We start from the raw sequence: 17,009 nt of genomic DNA, 5'->3' as shown, positions 1-17,009 counted from the left end.
GTGCGGGGTTGGGGCTGGCCATCGTCGCGTCCATCGCCAGAGCGCACGGCGGGGTGGCCTACGTGCAGGGCCCATTGGAAGGCGGCGCACAGTTCGTCCTGTCCCTGCCGCTGCGACCGGCGCCCGGCGGTATGGCGGAGGACGTCGGCACCATGACGGACACGGTCGTCCTGCCCGCAACGGCCGTCCACGCGTCCTCCGAAGCGCCGGCGTCCGTCGACGCGGAGGCGACGCGGTGAACCGGATCCTCATCGCCGAGGACGAGCGGCGGATCACCTCGTTTCTCGAGAAGGGCCTGCACAAGAACGGTTTCACGACCCAGGTCGTCGCCGACGGGCTGTCGGCCTACGAGTACGCGCGGACCGGCGATTTCGACCTGATGATCCTCGACCTGGGCTTGCCCGTGCAGGACGGCTTCACGGTGCTGCGCCGGCTGCGCGGCGAACGCGTGACGATGCCGATGATCATCCTGACGGCGCGGGACACCGTCGCGGACACCGTCGCGGGCCTGGAGGGCGGCGCGGACGACTACCTCGCCAAGCCGTTCGCGTTCGAGGAACTGCTCGCGCGGATCCGGCTGCGGCTGCGGACCGACCGGATCCCCGAGCCGACCGTGCTGCGCGCCGGCGACCTGGACCTGGACCTGCGGACGCGGCGGGCCCGGGCAGGCGGCCGGACGGTCGAGCTGACCGCCCGCGAGTTCGCGTTGGCGGAGGTGTTCTGCCGGCACCCCGACCAGGTGCTGACCCGCGAGCAGCTGCTCAGCCAGGTGTGGGGGTTCGACTTCGACCCTGGTTCCAACATCGTCGACGTCTACATCCGCTACCTGCGGCGCAAGCTCGGAGCCGCGCGCATCGAGACGATCCGCGGAATCGGCTACCGGCTGCGCCCGTGACCCGGGCGGCCGGTCAGGTGACCTCCTTGGACTCGTGGAGGTTCATGTCCATCACGATCGCCGTCACGGCCGCCATGGTGCGCAGCGGCTCCGGGACGGGGTCGTAGATCTCGACGGTGTACTTGTCGGCCGTCGTCAGCAGGTGCGTGGCGAGGCCCGCCCACTTCTTGCGCACGTGGGCGACCTTGGTGCCGTCGTTGTCGGTCACCTCGAAGTTGTTGCGCGGCACGTCCCCGTCGACGGCGCCGATCAGGGTGCCGTCGCCGTCGTAGACGACGTAGCGGCGTCCGACCCGCTCGGTGACGAAAGAGCCGACCACGTCCTCCTTGGGGCCGAGGATCTCGGTGTAGTCCCGTCCTCTCAGCTTCTCCACGGTCAGCAGCGGGTTGCCGTCGGATGTGGTCAGCTGGACGGCGCGGGCATCGAGGTTCGACTTGCCGGGGAGCATGCCTCGCATGGCCCCGGCGCGCCCCTGGTCCTCCACCGGGGCCGCGACGGCGAGGACGGTGTCGTCACCATCGATCACCTTGTAGCGCGATTTGCCGAACGGTCCTCTGCGAGGCTGTTCAATCCTGAACGCGGAGGAACTGAACGGGTCGCTCATGCATTTCTCCCAGCGTCGTCGTGGAGCGGCCTTGCCGAGCCATACGGTACGCCAAAGTCCCCCGGCTCAAGAGCTACCCGATCGGCCAGTCCTTGCCTTCGTAGAACATCAGGTCGATCCCGATCGCGATGACCGGCACCAGAAACCGGAGCGGGTCATGAAGGGGCTGGAAGATCTCGACCGAGTACTTGTCGGAGGTGGTCAGCAGTTCGGTGGCGGGGCCCTTGAGTTTCTTCTCGATCTGCGCGACGTGGTTGCCGTAGCCGTCCAGCACCGGGAACTTGTAGCCGTAGCGGCTGCCTTCCAGCCTGCCGACGGGGCGTTCGGCCGAGTCCAGGAGCGTGAACTGGTACCCGGCTTTCTCACCGGTCTTCTGCAGGCACCCGATCAGGGCGCCGTCGGGTGTGCTCACCGTGGCCCTGCCGCTCGACGCCCCCTTGCCCGCCTCCACGCTGACCAGCGGCACGCCCTGGGCGTTCTCGACATGGACGATGCGGCCGCTGCCGCCGCCTCCTCCCACGACCCGGCCCGCCTTGCGCAGCCGTGAGATGTCGCGCTCCCCCGCGGTCGCTATCAGCGTGCCGTGCCCGTCGGACACCTTGTATTCGGAACGTGCGCCGGGGGCCCTGCGCGGCTGATCGATGCGCAGCACCGGGGAACTGAAGAGATCGTTCATGGATCGGCATCATGGCAGCACCCGCACCGCCGAAGGAACCGCGAGTTCCGGCGGCGCCGACATGGCCGTCGCGCATACGAAAGGGACGGCCCCTGGGGGCCGCCCCTTTCATGTCGCGTGAGTTACACGCCGCCGATCAGAAGTCCATACCGCCCATGCCGCCGGTCGGGTCGCCCGCCGGAGCCGGGTTCTTCTCCGGCTTCTCGGCGATGACCGCCTCGGTGGTCAGGAACAGCGCGGCGATCGACGAGGCGTTCTGCAGCGCGGACCGCGTCACCTTGGCCGGGTCGAGAATCCCCGCCTCGAACATGTTGGTGTAGTCGCCGGTCGCGGCGTTCAGGCCCTCACCCGGCTTCAGGTTGCGGACCCGCTCCACCACGACGCCGCCCTCGAGGCCGGCGTTGACGGCGATCTGCTTCAGCGGCTCCTCGAGAGCGCGCTTGACGATGTTGGCGCCAGTGGCCTCGTCGCCCACGAGCTCCAGCTTGTCGAACGCCTTGGTGCCGGCCTGCAGCAGCGCCACGCCACCACCGGGGACGATGCCCTCCTCGACCGCGGCCTTGGCGTTGCGGACGGCGTCCTCGATGCGGTGCTTGCGCTCCTTGAGCTCCACCTCGGTCGCGGCGCCGGCCTTGATGACCGCGACACCGCCGGCGAGCTTGGCCAGGCGCTCCTGGAGCTTCTCGCGGTCGTAGTCGGAGTCGGTGTTGTCGATCTCGTTGCGGATCTGGTTGACCCGGCCCGCGATCTCGTTGGCGTCACCGGCGCCGTCCACGACCGTGGTCTCGTCCTTGGTGATGACGACCTTGCGGGCACGGCCCAGCATGTCGGTCGTGGTGTTCTCCAGCTTGAGACCCACGTCCTCGCTGATGACCTGGCCGCCGGTCAGCGTGGCGATGTCGCCCAGCATGGCCTTGCGGCGGTCGCCGAAGCCCGGTGCCTTCACGGCCACGGACTTGAAGATCCCGCGGATCTTGTTGACGACCAGGGTGGCCAGCGCCTCGCCCTCGACGTCCTCCGCGATGATCAGCAGCGGCTTGCCGGACTGCATGACGCCCTCGAGGACGGGCAGCAGGTCCTTGTTCGCCGACGCCTTGCCCTGAACGATCAGGATGTACGGGTCCTCGAGGACCGCCTCCATCCGCTCGGGGTCGGTCACGAAGTAGTGCGAGATGTAGCCCTTGTCGAAGCGCATCCCCTCGGTCAGTTCGAGCTCCAGACCGAAGGTCTGGCTCTCCTCGACCGTGATGACGCCTTCCTTGCCGACCTTGTCCATCGCCTCGGCGATCATCTCGCCGATCTGCGGGTCGCCGGCGGAGATGGAGGCCGTGGAGGCGATCTGCTCCTTGGTCTCCACGTCCTTGGCGAGCTTGGACAGCTCCTCGCTGACCCGCTCGACCGCGGACTCGATGCCCCGCTTCAGCGACATCGGGTTCGCGCCCGCCGCCACGTTCCGCAGGCCCTCGCGCACCAGCGCCTGGGCCAGCACGGTCGCGGTGGTGGTGCCGTCACCCGCGACGTCGTCGGTCTTCTTGGCTACTTCCTTGACGAGCTCCGCGCCGATCTTCTCCCACGCGTCCTCGAGCTCGATCTCTTTAGCGATCGACACACCGTCGTTGGTGATCGTGGGAGCGCCCCACTTCTTCTCCAGCACGACGTTGCGCCCCTTGGGACCAAGGGTCACCTTGACGGCGTCGGCGAGCTGGTTCATGCCACGCTCGAGGCCGCGCCTGGCATCCTCGTCGAACGCGATCATCTTTGCAGCCATAGGCTCCAGTCCTCCCGGAACAAGGTGGCTTAGATGGATCGAGCCGACGCCCGCGACGGACGGCCCCCGCCGACGACTGCCATTCCGTCGCCGCCATGAGGCCTCATCGCCCCGACCCAGACTGTGAAGTTGTCACTCTCCACAGCAGAGTGCCAACCGTGTTTTTAGCACTCTACCCTGCCGAGTGCAAGCGCCGTACATCCTGACCGGGCGAAGGCTCATCTACCTGCCCCGACCCGTCGCCACCTGCGTCGGGGCCCTCTTCGGGAGCTTCACGGGTGTGTCGCCGTGATCCACTGTGTGTGATCATCCGTCGGTATTCGCGGAACGATCGCGGAACACGTGCCCGAGGGTGGGGCAGCGGAGCGGCGGACTGTTCCGCGCGTTCCGCGACGGGGGTAGGAGGAGCCCCCAGCGCTGCATCAATGCGCCGATTCATGATCTCGTCGTCACCGTCGATGCAGTGAGCATACGTGCTCTGGAGCATGGCCACCGAGTGCCCGGCGCGAGCCGCCACGTTGGCCGCCGGAACGCCGCCGTTCAGCCAGAGCGACAGGCATGCGTGACGAAGGTCGTACGGCCGTTGAGCGAGGGGCGTCGCGAGCTGCGCAGCCGTCAGAACGTGTTCACGAGCCCGCCGCCAAACGGACTCGTAACTGACCGGCGCGAGCCGATTTCCGCGTTGACTGCGGAACAGCCGACCGTCCTCGGCCGCGCCGAACTCGGCCACGTGGGCACGCAAGATGGCCACCAGTTCAGGGGAGGCCGGGACGGGACGCTTCACCCCTTTGGGACGGGCCTTGAGGCTCCTTGGTGGTGGTATTGGCCGTCATCGGTCCACTGCTTCCCCGAGGCAGGGCTAGAGCCAGCGAGGAGGAGGCGACCCCAGCCAGTTGCCGGAAGTTCGCAGTCGTCCAGGCGCAGCGCGACCGCTTCCGAGGGGCGCAGGCCCGCGAAGTACAGGCAGGCGAAGAAGGCGTAGAGATGCCGTCCGACCCGAGGAGCGATGACCGGAACCGCCGCCAACAGCGCCCGAGCCTGCCGAGGGTTGGGAACCTGACGAGGGTCGACCTGTTCCGCCGTCTTGGGAGCCTCCCACCTGACGCCACCGAGCGGATTCGCCGGAAAGACCCCGATCGAGCGCCAAGCCCTGTTCTCTCTGTCGGTGGCCATGCGAACCGGCGATCTCGACGGCGCGCTACAAGCCGCCGAGATGGCAGACAGCGCATGGGCCGCAGGTTCCCCGATCTCACCCGCGAACTGGGCTCAAATACGTGTCGGAACCGGAGTCGCCCACCTCCTGAAGGGCAACCTAGAGGGCACCGCCGAAGAACTCACCAAGCTTCTGACGTTGGACCCCGGAATGCGCCTTACGACCGTCACGCGCTACCTGGCAGACCTGGACCGCCGGCTAAACGGACCGCGTATGCAAGGCAGTCCGCTCGCCGTCCAACTCAGACAGCAGATCCGCGATTTCAACGCCGCCGCCCTGACCGATGATGCAGATAGGGAGAGCCCATGAGTCCACTGCCCGCGCACATGACCGACCGATGGCGAAACCGCGCGGAGCCGGGGCCAGGACAAGGCACGTGTTACTGGCACATCCTCATGGGCGACCATCCCGAAGCGCAGGAACTCTCCCAGGACGCCCGCGAGCGACTCGCCGACCTCTCCGGCCTGCACATGACCCCCGCCGAATGGCTGCACATCACTACCCACGTCGCCGGATCCACCCACGAGATCACCGACACCCAGCAGCAAAATATGCTCGCCATGGCACAGGGTCTCCTCACCATGATTCCACCCGTCAACGTGACCCTTGGCCGGATCCTCTACCACCCCGAAGCGATCGCCGTCGCCGTCCGGCCCACAGACCCCTTAATCAGAATCCGCGAAGCCATCCAACAGGCCACCCTCAAAGTGACCGGCAGCGAAGGCAACATCGAGGGTCCCGATCCCTGGACTCCGCACATGACGATCGCCTACAGCGAGGCCGACCAACCAGCCGGACCACTCATCAGCGCACTCGGCCGAGAACTCCCGACCCGCCACGTCACCATCGACACCGTGACCCTGGTCGTCCAACGCGGAGCAGAACGCCTCTGGGACTGGCACCCCGTAGGCCACGCCCGCCTACTCGGCCACCGCTAACAATCCACGTACGCGCCGAGACGGGCCACAACCCGTGATCATTGCCGAACTCAGCTGTTATAGATCAAGGGGCGGCGGCGCTTGCGCCGCTGCGCGGCCCCGCGCCAGCCAGCCCGGAGCAAGCGGCGTGGGCGCCGGTCACCGGGCGGCCGCGCCGGGCCGCGATCGTGCCGCCGCCGCACCGTTCGCCAGCCGCCGGCGGCCATCGGGTCGCGCCGCCGCCGTCCTCCGGTTGTACGTGGCGGAGGTCTCCTTTGCCTCCGGCGGGGGCCTCTGACTCTGGGAAGCCCTGGCCGTACCCGTGACGTCGCCGAAGGATGAGGTAGGGAGCCTGAGCTTCCCGTCTACCGCCGTCCCGATCGGAGATCTACCAGACCAGGGCCAGGGGGCGCGGAGCGCGGGACGACGGCAGACGGGAAGCTCAGGCGGGGGCGCTCGGTCTAGGCTGTGAAGGTGATCGAGGCTTGGTTCTGGGGGAACGTTCGTGTGGTCGCCAAGGACCCGGAGCTACCTCTTGATCTACCGGATTACTCCAACCTCAAGCTTGTTCAAGACGGCCCGCCCATCGCGCACGCGGTCGAGGCCGGTTCGAGCCGTGCTGTCTGCGGACAGGTGGCGCGTCTTCTCCCCTTTGGCCAGCCTTGGCAAGATCCGGTCCCAGCACATTTCGAACGCTGTGCCAAATGCCTCGCCCGACACCCAATCGCTTGCTAGGGACGCGCTACGGAGCAATCACGGAACGGACGGCCCCGTTCGTGATGTGTAGGGCCGCCCGTTCGCAGGTCAGGGTCTAGTGTTCTGAGTCAATAATTCTTTGTTAGTCGGTAGGCTGTGGGGATGCCGAGCCCGAAGCTGGAACCGGTGGTGTTGTCCGACGAGGAGCGGTCGGTGCTGACCGGGTGGGTGCGCCGTCGTAAGACCTCGCAGGCGTTGGCGTTGCGGGCGCGGATCGTGCTGCTGTGCGCCGAGGGCGCCACGATCGCCCGGGTCGCCGAACAGGCCGGCGCGTCCCGCAACACGGTGTCGAAGTGGCGGTCGCGGTTCCAGGCCGATCGGCTGGACGGGCTGACCGACGACCCGCGTCCGGGCCGGCCGCGCGTGATCAGCGATGAGCAGGTCGAGCGGGTCGTCACCGCGACGCTGGAGGAGACCCCGGGCGCCGACACGCACTGGTCGACCAGGTCGATGGCGGCCTCGACCGGGATGTCGCAGTCGGCGGTCTCGCGGATCTGGCGGGCGTTCAGCCTCAAACCGCACACCGTGCAGACCTGGAAACTGTCCACCGACCCGCAGTTCGTCGACAAGGTCCGCGACGTGGTCGGGCTGTACCTGAACCCGCCCGACAACGCCCTGGTGCTCGCGGTGGACGAGAAGAGCCAGATGCAGGCGATCGACCGGACCGCCCCGATCCTGCCGATCATGCCCACCACCCCGGCCAGGATGACCCACGACTACGTCCGGCACGGCACCACCAGCCTGTTCGCCGCACTCGACCTGTCCTCAGGCTCGGTGATCGCCCAGCACTACCGGCGCCACCGCCATCAAGAGTTCCTGCGGTTCCTCAAGCTGATCGATGCCGCCGTCCCCAAGGACCTGGAGCTGCACTTGGTGCTGGACAACTACGCCACCCACAAGACCGAGCCGGTCAAAAGGTGGCTGATCCGCCACCCCCGCTTCCACCTGCACTTCACCCCCACCAGCTCGTCCTGGCTCAACCTGGTGGAACGCTGGTTCGCCGAACTCACCAACCGCAAACTACGCCGCTCGGCCCACCGCAGCGTAGTCGAACTCGAACGCGACGTCCGCGGCTGGATCAACGAGTGGAACACCGACCCCAAACCGTTCGTGTGGACCAAGCCCGCCGACGAGATCCTCGAAACCCTCGCCGCATACTGCCAACGAATTAACGACTCACGACACTAGCTAGTCGGCTTCTTGGTCACTCCACCCTGCCGAGTGCAAGCGCCGTACATCCTGACCGGGCGAAGGGTCGTCTGCCTGCCTCGGCTCCACTGGCCGGCGCGAGGTGCCACGTTGGCCGCCTTGATCACGACCATCGTGCACGAGGATGGGCACCATGAAGGTTACCGACGTCACCGATGACATCGTCCGGGTCGAGTTGGGGCCGGACGAGGCCGTTCTCATCAACAACGCCCTGAACGAGATATGCAACGGCGGGCACATCGACGCACGAGACTTTCACGCTCGCCTCGGGGTTGACCGCTCCCTCGCCCGCGAGGTGCTCACGGCTCTCCACGACGCGGTAGAGGACATGAAGCAACGGCGTCTCACGCAAGGCAAACCCTGGTAGCGAACGTATGGGCCGCAAAAGCACGTGGTCCTGGCGCACGGTGTGTGCGCCAGGACCACGGCAGGGTCAGCCGCCGGCTACGGCCGGGATGATCGAGATCTGGGCGCCCTCGGGGGTCGGGGTGTCCAGGCCCTCGGCGAAGCGGACGTCCTCGTCGCCTACGTAGACGTTCACGAAACGGCGGATCTTGCCGTTGTCGTCCAGGATGCGGGCGGAGATGCCCGAGTAGCTGGACTCCAGGTCCGCGACGACGGCGCGCAGGGTGGCGCCCTCGGCCTTCACCTCGGCGTCGCCGCCGGTGTAGGTCCGCAGGATCGTCGGGATACGGACGGACACGCTGCTCATGGTGCTCCTCTCAGACCAGGCCCGCGGCGCGGAACGCCTCCAGGGACGGTGGGATGTTCGCGGACGGGGCGACGACGGGTGCGACGGCGTCCAGGGTCTTCAGGCCGTCCCCGGAGTTGATGATCACGGTTTCGGCGGACGGGTCGAGGGTGCCGGCCTCGGCCAGCTTGCGGAGGGTCGCGACGGTGACGCCGCCCGCGGTCTCGCCGAAGATGCCCTCGGTGCGCGAGAGCAGCCGGATTCCCTCGACCACCTGCTCGTCGGTGACGTCCTCGACGGCGCCGTTCGTGCGGCGGGCGACGTCCAGGACGTACGGGCCGTCGGCCGGGTTGCCGATCGCGAGGGACTTGGCGATCGTGTCGGGCTTCACCGGGCGGACGACGTCGTGCCCGGCCTTGAACGCGGCGGCGACCGGGTCGCAGCCGGCGGCCTGGGCGCCGAAGACGCGGTACGGCTTGTCCTCGACGAGGCCGAGCTCGATCAGCTCCTGGAACGCCTTGTCGATCTTGGTGAGCTGGGAGCCGGACGCGATCGGGACGACGATCTGGTCGGGCAGCCGCCAGCCGAGCTGCTCGGCGATCTCGTACCCGAGGGTCTTGGAGCCCTCGGCGTAGTACGGCCGGACGTTGACGTTCACGAACGCCCAGTCGTCCTGCTCCCCGGCGATCTCGGAGGCGAGCCGGTTGACGTCGTCGTAGTTGCCGTCGACGGTGACGAACGTCCCGCCGTACACCGCCGTCGTGATGATCTTCTGGGATTCCAGGTCGGACGGGACGAAGACGGCGCTGCGGATCCCGGCGCGGGCCGCGGCGGCGGCGACGGCGTTCGCGAGGTTGCCGGTGGACGGGCAGGCCAGCACCTTGAAGCCCAGCTCGCGGGCGGCGGCGAGCGCCACGGCGACGACGCGGTCCTTGAACGAGTGGGTCGGGTTGCCGCTGTCGTCCTTCACCCACAGGCTCTGCAGGCCGAGGCTCTCGGCGAGGTTGTCGGCGCGGACGAGGCGCGTCAGGCCGGGCTCGGTGTTGGGCGTGTCCGCCACGGTGGACGGGACGGGCAGCAGCCCGCGGTACCGCCAGATGTTGCGGGGACCGGACTCGATGTCCGCGCGGGTGACCTTCCCGAAGTCGTAGGAGATCTCCAGGGGGCCGAAACACTTTTCGCAGACGTAGAAGGGCCCGAGGTCGCGTGTGGAGCCGCATTCGCGGCAGACGAGGCCGGTAGCGGGTCCGAGGTCAGTGGCAGGCGTGATTGCCATGGAGCGAGGCCTTTCTCCCCATCTTCCCTGCGCCACCTTGGTCGCAGGCCGGAGTTGGCACCATTTCCCGGCCGGCCCCGCAGGATCGCGAGCGCACTTCAGCCGAGTGGTTGCCGGGGCTTCAACGGGCCGGTCCCTCCACCCCTCTGGATGAGCAATATTCAGTTGTGCGAGGGCTGAGCTGGAAGACCGGCCCAACGGCCACTGTGCTCCCTGCACCCCTCTGGACGAGCAATGTTCAGTTAGCGGCTACGAGCCTCGTTTCGGCTCGTATGCGTCGACTTTACATGACCTGACCGGATGCCAGACATGCGGGTCCATCGGTTGAGACGTTACCCGGGTGCGTTCTTGGTCACGCCGGTTTCCCCCGGGCGGACGGTCCGCTGGGTGGGGTCCAGGAAGACGTGGCGGACGGCCGGGAGCCGCTGCCTGAGCTTGCGGTCGATCTCGCCTGCGACGTCCTCGGCCTGGTCGGCGCTGATGTCGTCGGAGAAGTTGACCTTCGCGGCGACGAGGATCTGGTCGGGGCCGAAGTGCATGGTCAGCAACTCGTCCACGCCGGTCACACCGCGGGCGCCGAGGATCTCGGCCCGGATCTCGCGCTGCGCGGCGGGGTCGGCGGCCCGCCCGATGAGCAGGCCGGTGCTCTCGCGGCCGATGGCGAACGCGAGGCCGGCGAGCAGGACGCCGATGAGGACGGAGCCGAGGCCGTCCCAGAAGTCCGATCCGGTGACCTCGCGGAGGATCAGCCCGCCGGCGGCGAACAACAGCCCGACCATCGCGGCGCTGTCCTCGAACAGCGCCGTCTTGAACGTCAGGTCGGGCGACCGGCGGATGTGCTCGAGGAGGCCGCGGCCGTTCGCGCGGGTCTCCTTGCGCGCCTGGTAGAAGGCGCGTATCCAGGACGTGCCCTCCAGCACGGCCGCGAGGGCGAGGACGGCGTAGGCCAGCCGGACGCTCGTCCCGCTGCCGCCGCGGCCCATCATGGTCAGGATGCCGTAGAGGATCGAGAACCCGGCTCCGGCCACGAAGATGCCGAACGCGGCGAGCAGCGACCAGACGTACCGCTCGTTGCCGTAGCCGAAGGGGTGGCGCCTGTCGGGGGGACGTTTGCTGCGGGACAGGGATGTGAGGAGTAACCCCTGGTTGAGGGTGTCGCCCACCGAGTGCGCGGCCTCCGCGAGCATCGCGCTCGATCCGGCGAGGAGCCCCGTGATCAGTTTCGCGATCGCGAGGACGAGGTTCGCCGCACCGGCGACGAGCACGGTTTTGGCCGTGTCGGACCTGCTCATCCCGCCCGCCTACCCGCCCCGCTTTGCCCTAACCCGGAGGCTTTTGGGAGTGGCTTGAACCACGCGGGTCACTTTGAAGCGCCTCGGCACCAACTGAGACCCTTTCCGGTATGAGCCAAGTGCTGGTGGCATCGAACCGGGGCCCGGTCTCGTTCTCCTTGTCCGACGACGGTGCGCTCACCATGCGGCGCGGAGGAGGCGGGCTGGTCTCGGGCCTCGCCGCCGTGACGGGCGCTCCGCGCGACCCTGGCCCGCCGCACTCGTCCAGGGCCGGGGACAGGCCGGACGTCCTGTGGGTGTGCGCGAGCCTGAACGAGGCCGACCGGGTGGCCGCTCGCCGTTCACCGGACGGCCGCATCGACCGGGCCGGGTACGAGACCGGTGGCGCGGCCGTGCGGATGCTCGACATCCCCGAAGCGACGTTCCAGCGTGCGTACAACGCCGTGGCCAACTCGACGTTGTGGTTCGTCCACCATCTTCTGTACGACACCCCGCGCAGCCCGCACTTCGACGCGCGGGCCCGCCGCGACTGGCAGTCCTATGAGGCGTACAACGCGGCGTTCGCCGACGCCCTCGCACGGGACGCCGCCCAGGGCGCGAAGGCGGCCATCCAGGACTACCACCTGTCGCTGGCTCCCCAGATGCTCCGCGAACGGCGTCCCGATCTGAGAATCGTCCACTTCTCGCACACGCCTTGGGCGCCGCCGGAGTACTACGGGCTGCTGCCAGACGACATCGGCAATCAGATCCTCCTGGGCATCCTCGGCGCCGACCACGCGGGGTTCCTCACCGAGCGGTGGGCCTCCGCGTTTCTCGACTGCTGTGAACTGCTGCCGGGCGCGAAGGTCGATCGTGCCGCCCGTACCGTCACCTGCTCAGGGCACGTCACACACGTAGGCGTACATGGTCTCGGCATCGATGGGACCGCGTTGCGCCAGCGCGCGGCCGAACAGGACGTCGTGGAGCGGGCGCGCGCGCTGCGTGAACAGGTGGGCGACCGTCAGCTCATCGTGCGGATCGACCGGACCGAACTGTCCAAGAACATCGTGCGCGGGCTCGCCGCCTACCGCGAACTGCTCGTCAACCATCCCGAGTGGCGCGGACGTGTGGTGCACCTCGCGTTCGCGTACCCGTCCCGCTACGACCTTCCCGAGTACCGGGAGTACACCGCGGCCGTCGAGCGGACCGCCGAGCAGATCACCGACGAGTTCGGCACGGCCGACTGGGATCCGCTGATCCTGCAGGTGAACGACGACTATCCGCGCTCTCTCGCCGCCTATGGCCTGGCCGACGTCCTGCTGGTCAACCCGATCAGGGACGGGATGAACCTGGTCGCGAAGGAGGGGCCCGTCCTGTCGGAGCGCGGTTGCGCGCTGGTGCTGTCCCGGGAGGCGGGCGCGGCGGCGGAGCTCTCCGAGGACGCGCTGATGATCAACCCGTACGACGTGTCGCAGACCGCCGAGACCCTCCACAAGGCGCTGCTGATGCCGCCCACCCAGCGCGCCGAACGCTGCACCCGCCTGACCGCCGCCGCAACGGCCCTCCCCCCGCAAGACTGGTTCGCCGACCAGCTGGCCGCCCTCGACTGACCCGCCCGCCGAGACGCCGGGGCGTCGTGTCAGGAGGCCGGGGTGACCGTGTTCTGGGGCGTTAGGCGGGATTCGACGGGGTTCGGTTCGTGGTGCTGTTTCCAGCGTTCGCGCAGGGCGGCCTTGCGCTGGGCTAGGCGGCGGTGGGTGCTGGTCCTGGTGAAGCGGGCGAGCTGGGACGCGGGTGGCTTGGGCAGGCCGCTCGGCTCGTAGCCGTACTCGGCGAGGCGTTCGCCGAACGCGGCCTCCGCCAGGCTGATCTGCCAGGGGTCGAGCCGCTCCGCCCAGGACCCGACGCGGTTGGTCGTGACGGCGTCGTGCGTCCGTCCATGCCATTTCTTGCGCGGTGAGACGGTGCGTTTCGCGATGCCCTCCGGGTGGGGCATGGCCGGGTCGAAGTCCTCGCCGAGGAACGCGCAGAGGCGGGTCAGCTCGTCGACGGGGTCGGCGACGAGCCGCTCGTACTGCATCTCGTAGTAGGAGTCGGGGCCCAGGCGCTCGGCCAGCCGGTGGCCGCGGTCGACGGCCTCCCGCCACGCGGAGATGGCGTGGTGGACGTCCTTGTCGTACCAGGGCATCTCCATCAGCGAGGCGACGCAGTCCCGGCCGTCCCGGACGAGATGGACGAACTGCGCGTCCGGGAACATCCTCAGCAGCGTGCCGACATGCCGGAAATAGCTCGGACGCTTGTCGCCCCAGCGCGCTTTGCCGTGCAGGCGGGCGTACGCGCGGAAAACGGTGCCGATCGCCGAACCCATCGTCGGAGGCCCGGCGACGATCTCGTCGACGACCTCTCCGGCGTCCAGGCCGAGCACGTGGAACTTGGTGGACCGCTCGGACGTGATCCACTCCCCCAGCGCGCGTCTGTTGTCTCTGTCTTCGAGGTCACCGAACTCGCACCGTCGCGCATAGGCGGGGATGACGAACTTCGTCTCCGCCGGGATCGCGATCCGGGCGTGCGAGTGCAGCATCAGCTGCAGCAGCGTCGTCCCCGAGCGGGGGCAGCCGAGGACGAAGATCGGACGGTCGTGGCGGGGGTCCGGGCCTGATGACATGCACGGCATCGTGTCCCACCGGCCTGGACCGCGGCCCAGGTCATGGAGGCACTCTTGCCCGCCGATTACCGATGCTTGACGATGCCCTCCGCTGCCCCGCCCGTACCGGACGCCGTCAGGTGTAGGACTCGCCCAGCGTCTGCCTGACCTGCTTGCGCGCCTCGTGGATACGGGACTTCACCGTGCCGAGCGGAAGGCCCAGCTGCTCGGCGATCTCCGCGTACTCCAGCTGGGAGACGTCCCGCAGGACCAGGGCCTGGATGAGGTCGGGCTTGCGGGCCTCCAGGTCCTCCATGGCGTCCAGGATGTCGACGCGGGAGCCCGCGATGACGCTGGTCCGGCGCGGGTCGGGGCGCTGCTGCGGGATCTCCCCGGCCTGCTCCACCGAGCGGCGCTTCAGCGACCGGTAGGTGGAGCGGGCGGAGTTGGCGACGACGACGTGCAGCCAGGTACTGAACCTCGACCTTCCCTCGAAGCGGTGAATGTTCCGTGCCACCTGCAGCAGTGCGTCCTGGCAGGCCTCCTCGGCGTCCTGCCGGCAGGGCAGGAAGCGGGAGCTGTGCCGCAGGACGTCAGGCTCGATCTTGCGGAGAAGCTCGTTGAGGGCGCTCTGGTCGCCCTGCGCGGCCTTGACCGCCAGCTCCTCGGTCCTCTCGTCGAATGCCATGCCGCCTCAATGCTCGTTCGCACACTCACCCCGTTGTTGGGATGATACGGGAGTGTCTTTCCCACCATCAGTAGGCCGTTACCGGATCGATCGCGTCCTGGGTTCGGGGGCGTTCGCCGCTGTGTGGCTGGGGCATGACGACGCCCTGGATTCCCAGGTAGCGATAAAAGTCCTGTCCGGCAGCCTGATCGACGATCTGGATGTGCGCAACCGCTTCCTCGAGGAGGCCCGGATACTGCGCCGCGCCGACTCCGAGCGGCTCGTCCGCGTCCACGACATCGGGGAACTCCCGGACGGGCGTCCGTACTTCGTGATGTCGTACGCGGACCGCGGGACGCTCTCGGACCGCATGCGCGAGCGGCCACTTCCGGTCAATGAGGCCGTCGCCCTCGCCGAGGAGATCGCGCACGGGGTCGAGGTGATCAACACGCTGGGCGTGATCCACCGCGACCTCAAGCCGACCAACGTGCTGTTCCAGTCGACGCCGGACGGCGGCCAGAAGGTGCTGATCGCCGATCTCGGGCTGGCGAAGGCGCTCGCGCACGCGTCCGGGGCGTTCACGCTGCCGGTCGGCACGCCCGGGTACATGTCGCCGGAGCAGGCGAGGTTCGGCGGCGGCCTGGACGTCCGCGCCGACGTGTACGGTCTCGGCGCGCTGACCTACCACATGGTCACCGGAAAGGCGCCGGGCCCGGCGCCGGTCAAGTCGCCGCCGAGCGAGCTGCGCGAGGGGGTCTCCCCCGCGTTCGACCAGGTGATCCTGCGGGCCCTCGAGGTCGAGCGGGAGAAGCGGTGGCCGACCGCCGAGGCGTTCGCGGAGGCGCTGTCCACGCTGCGTCCGACGTCGGCGCCGGGTGCGCCCGCGCCCTCGTACGCGCCGGCTCCGCCGATCAACGCGGACGCGACCGTCCAGGACTTCTACCAGGACGGCACCCAGCCCCCTCCGCCCGGCCAAGCCAGGCCGCCCGGTCCCGGGCAGGCGGTGACTCCTGTCCAGGGGCAGGAGCCGCCGCCCGTTCAGGGCCCGGGGCAGGCCGGGCAGGTGCCCGGCCCGGGGCAGACGTTCCCGTCGGACGAGCGGGGTCCGCTGGGCGGCGGGCAGCCGGGTGGTGCGCCGCAGGAGATGCGCACTCGGCTCGACCAGTCGGCGGAGGACGACATCGGCACGTCCGAGATGCGGGTCCCGCCGAGGCCGCAGGGCGGCGGCGAGCAGACGGTCGTGGACGACGCGAGCGGACGGGGCACCCCGTTCGGGCAGGTGGAGGGGCCGACCGCGCCCGACAACGACAACGACCGCACCGTCTCGATGCAGTCTCCGCCGCAACAGCAAGGCGGCCAAAGCGGCCAAAGCGGCCAAAGCGTCGACGAGAACAAGACGGCCGTGTTCCCGATGCAGCCACCTCAGAACGGCGGCGCCCCGCAAGGGGCTCCGCACGGGGCTCCACAAGGGGCTCCGCACGGTACGCCGGTCGGCCCGCACGGCGGACCGATGCAGCCGCCCATGGGCCAGGGCCCCGGCGGCCCTCCCCCGTTCGGCCAGCCCGGTCAGCCCGGCCAGCCGCCGCCCACCGGTTTCCAGCCGCCGGCTCCGGGGCCGGTCCAAGGTCAGGGCCAGGGTCCCGGCGGCAAGCAGGGCGGGCCGCTGAGCAGACTCCGGGGCGGCGGCTCAGGGCAGCCCGGCGGCGGTGGTACCAGGAAGAAGTTCGTCACGCCCTTGCTCATCACCGTGGGCGTGCTGGTGGTCGCGCTGATCGGCGGCCTGACCCTCGGCCTCCTGTTCCCCGGCGACGAGGAGGGCAAGGAGGACAAGGCGCCCGAGGTTCCGAAGGACTTCGTCGCGGCATCCGACAACGCGGGCAAGATCAAGACCGCGGTGCCCAAGGCGTGGCCCAAGGACACCGAGCAGACGTGGACGCCGTCCACCGTCCAGCTCGACGACGGCCAGCCGCGTCCGGTGCTGCGCGCGACGCCCGACAAGGCCGCCTTCCTGGGCGACGGCAAGGGCCCCGGCGTCTTCATCGGCGTGACCACGGACGTGCGCCAGGGCCAGCTTCCCCCGCCGTCCGCGGCAGTCCACTCGCAGTGCACGAAGGCCGCGCCGGAGAACTACACCACCCCGGACAAGGCGCTCAGCGGGACGATCACGCGCTTCACCGACTGCAAGAACGGCACTCCGTCCGTCACCGAGGTCGGGCTCAAGGACAAGTCCGGCAAGTTCGGCCTGTGGATCCGGGTCAAGGAGACCGACAACCGCAACGCCACCAAGGACATCCTCGACAACCTCAAGGTCACCGGCCCCTAGCCCTTCCGGCACCCTCCACGCCCGCCGCCAGCCGGAACGCGGACCACGCGAAAACCCGGACGCCGTGCACGAACCTGGACCGTGCACGGCCTTCCGTTC

At 68.9% G+C, this 17,009-nt stretch carries 15 protein-coding genes, 1 pseudogene and 1 riboswitch; of the genes and pseudogenes, 8 read left to right on the top strand and 8 right to left on the bottom strand.

Going from position 1 to position 17,009, the window contains the following annotated elements:
• Both E1285_RS45930 and E1285_RS34925 read left to right on the top strand, forming a co-directional pair.
• Nucleotides 1-239: pseudogene (locus E1285_RS45930) on the top strand (hypothetical protein); the annotation flags it as partial.
• Nucleotides 236-895 carry a response regulator transcription factor gene (locus E1285_RS34925; RefSeq protein ID WP_132158859.1) on the top strand — a complete coding sequence of 220 codons (660 nt, stop codon included), beginning with the start codon at nt 236-238 and terminating at the stop codon, nt 893-895. The pseudogene E1285_RS45930 and the gene E1285_RS34925, both read left to right, overlap by 4 nt.
• A gap of 13 nt (nt 896-908) precedes the next feature.
• Here E1285_RS34925 and E1285_RS34920 read toward each other — a convergent pair whose 3' ends face one another.
• The 3 genes from E1285_RS34920 to groL form a co-directional block, all read right to left on the bottom strand.
• Complete coding sequence (locus tag E1285_RS34920; protein ID WP_132158858.1) at nt 909-1,499, bottom strand: phospholipid scramblase-related protein; 591 nt, start codon at nt 1,497-1,499, stop codon at nt 909-911.
• A gap of 73 nt (nt 1,500-1,572) precedes the next feature.
• Complete coding sequence (locus E1285_RS34915) at nt 1,573-2,175, bottom strand: phospholipid scramblase-related protein (RefSeq protein ID WP_132158857.1); 603 nt, start codon at nt 2,173-2,175, stop codon at nt 1,573-1,575.
• A gap of 136 nt (nt 2,176-2,311) precedes the next feature.
• Nucleotides 2,312-3,943: a chaperonin GroEL gene (gene groL / locus E1285_RS34910; RefSeq protein WP_132158856.1), complete on the bottom strand. Its 1,632-nt coding sequence runs from the start codon at nt 3,941-3,943 to the stop codon at nt 2,312-2,314.
• A gap of 1,165 nt (nt 3,944-5,108) precedes the next feature.
• Between groL and E1285_RS34900 the strand changes: the two genes are divergently transcribed.
• The 4 genes from E1285_RS34900 (at nt 5,109) to E1285_RS34885 (ending at nt 8,405) form a co-directional block, all read left to right on the top strand.
• Nucleotides 5,109-5,465 carry a hypothetical protein gene (locus E1285_RS34900; RefSeq protein WP_132158855.1) on the top strand — a complete coding sequence of 119 codons (357 nt, stop codon included), beginning with the start codon at nt 5,109-5,111 and terminating at the stop codon, nt 5,463-5,465.
• The gene (locus tag E1285_RS34895) at nt 5,462-6,094 is read left to right on the top strand and encodes a 2'-5' RNA ligase family protein (RefSeq protein ID WP_132158854.1); all 633 of its coding nucleotides are present in this window, start codon (nt 5,462-5,464) and stop codon (nt 6,092-6,094) included. The genes E1285_RS34900 and E1285_RS34895 overlap by 4 nt, the downstream gene beginning before the upstream one ends.
• An 837-nt stretch (nt 6,095-6,931) precedes the next feature.
• Nucleotides 6,932-8,017, top strand: coding sequence for an IS630 family transposase (locus tag E1285_RS34890; RefSeq protein WP_132158853.1), 1,086 nt, complete (start codon nt 6,932-6,934; stop codon nt 8,015-8,017).
• Nucleotides 8,018-8,171: 154 nt separating this feature from the next.
• Nucleotides 8,172-8,405, top strand: a complete 234-nt coding sequence (locus E1285_RS34885) for a hypothetical protein (RefSeq protein ID WP_132158852.1) — start codon at nt 8,172-8,174, stop codon at nt 8,403-8,405.
• 66 nt (nt 8,406-8,471) lie between these two features.
• Here E1285_RS34885 and E1285_RS34880 read toward each other — a convergent pair whose 3' ends face one another.
• From E1285_RS34880 to E1285_RS34870, 3 genes are all read right to left on the bottom strand, one after another.
• Nucleotides 8,472-8,750, bottom strand: coding sequence for a MoaD/ThiS family protein (locus E1285_RS34880; RefSeq protein WP_132158851.1), 279 nt, complete (start codon nt 8,748-8,750; stop codon nt 8,472-8,474).
• A 10-nt stretch (nt 8,751-8,760) separates the two neighbouring features.
• Nucleotides 8,761-10,005 (bottom strand): threonine synthase, encoded by a 1,245-nt coding sequence (gene thrC, locus E1285_RS34875; RefSeq protein ID WP_132158850.1) that lies wholly within the window; start codon nt 10,003-10,005, stop codon nt 8,761-8,763.
• Nucleotides 10,006-10,020: 15 nt separating this feature from the next.
• Nucleotides 10,021-10,162, bottom strand: a riboswitch (SAM riboswitch).
• 175 nt (nt 10,163-10,337) lie between these two features.
• The gene (locus E1285_RS34870; protein ID WP_132158849.1) at nt 10,338-11,297 is read right to left on the bottom strand and encodes a cation diffusion facilitator family transporter; all 960 of its coding nucleotides are present in this window, start codon (nt 11,295-11,297) and stop codon (nt 10,338-10,340) included.
• Between the two features lie 110 nt (nt 11,298-11,407).
• On the opposite strand from E1285_RS34870, the gene E1285_RS34865 reads away from it, so the two are divergent.
• Complete coding sequence (locus tag E1285_RS34865) at nt 11,408-12,886, top strand: trehalose-6-phosphate synthase (RefSeq protein ID WP_132158848.1); 1,479 nt, start codon at nt 11,408-11,410, stop codon at nt 12,884-12,886.
• 29 nt (nt 12,887-12,915) lie between these two features.
• Here E1285_RS34865 and E1285_RS34860 read toward each other — a convergent pair whose 3' ends face one another.
• Both E1285_RS34860 and E1285_RS34855 read right to left on the bottom strand, forming a co-directional pair.
• Nucleotides 12,916-13,941, bottom strand: a complete 1,026-nt coding sequence (locus E1285_RS34860; protein WP_243723263.1) for a sulfotransferase — start codon at nt 13,939-13,941, stop codon at nt 12,916-12,918.
• A gap of 115 nt (nt 13,942-14,056) precedes the next feature.
• Entirely contained in the window at nt 14,057-14,608 is a 552-nt protein-coding gene (locus tag E1285_RS34855) for an RNA polymerase sigma factor (protein ID WP_132158846.1), read from the bottom strand.
• Between E1285_RS34855 and E1285_RS34850 the strand changes: the two genes are divergently transcribed.
• Nucleotides 14,607-16,910: a serine/threonine-protein kinase gene (locus tag E1285_RS34850; protein ID WP_279510119.1), complete on the top strand. Its 2,304-nt coding sequence runs from the start codon at nt 14,607-14,609 to the stop codon at nt 16,908-16,910. The genes E1285_RS34855 and E1285_RS34850 overlap by 2 nt on opposite strands.
• Nucleotides 16,911-17,009: the final 99 nt, after the last annotated feature.

The organism is Actinomadura sp. 7K507 (assembly GCF_004348425.1).
In the GTDB taxonomy this organism is placed as follows: Bacteria; Actinomycetota; Actinomycetes; order Streptosporangiales; family Streptosporangiaceae; genus Spirillospora.
Note: the sequence above shows the minus strand (reverse complement) of the source record. Positions and strands in the feature narration are given on the sequence as shown.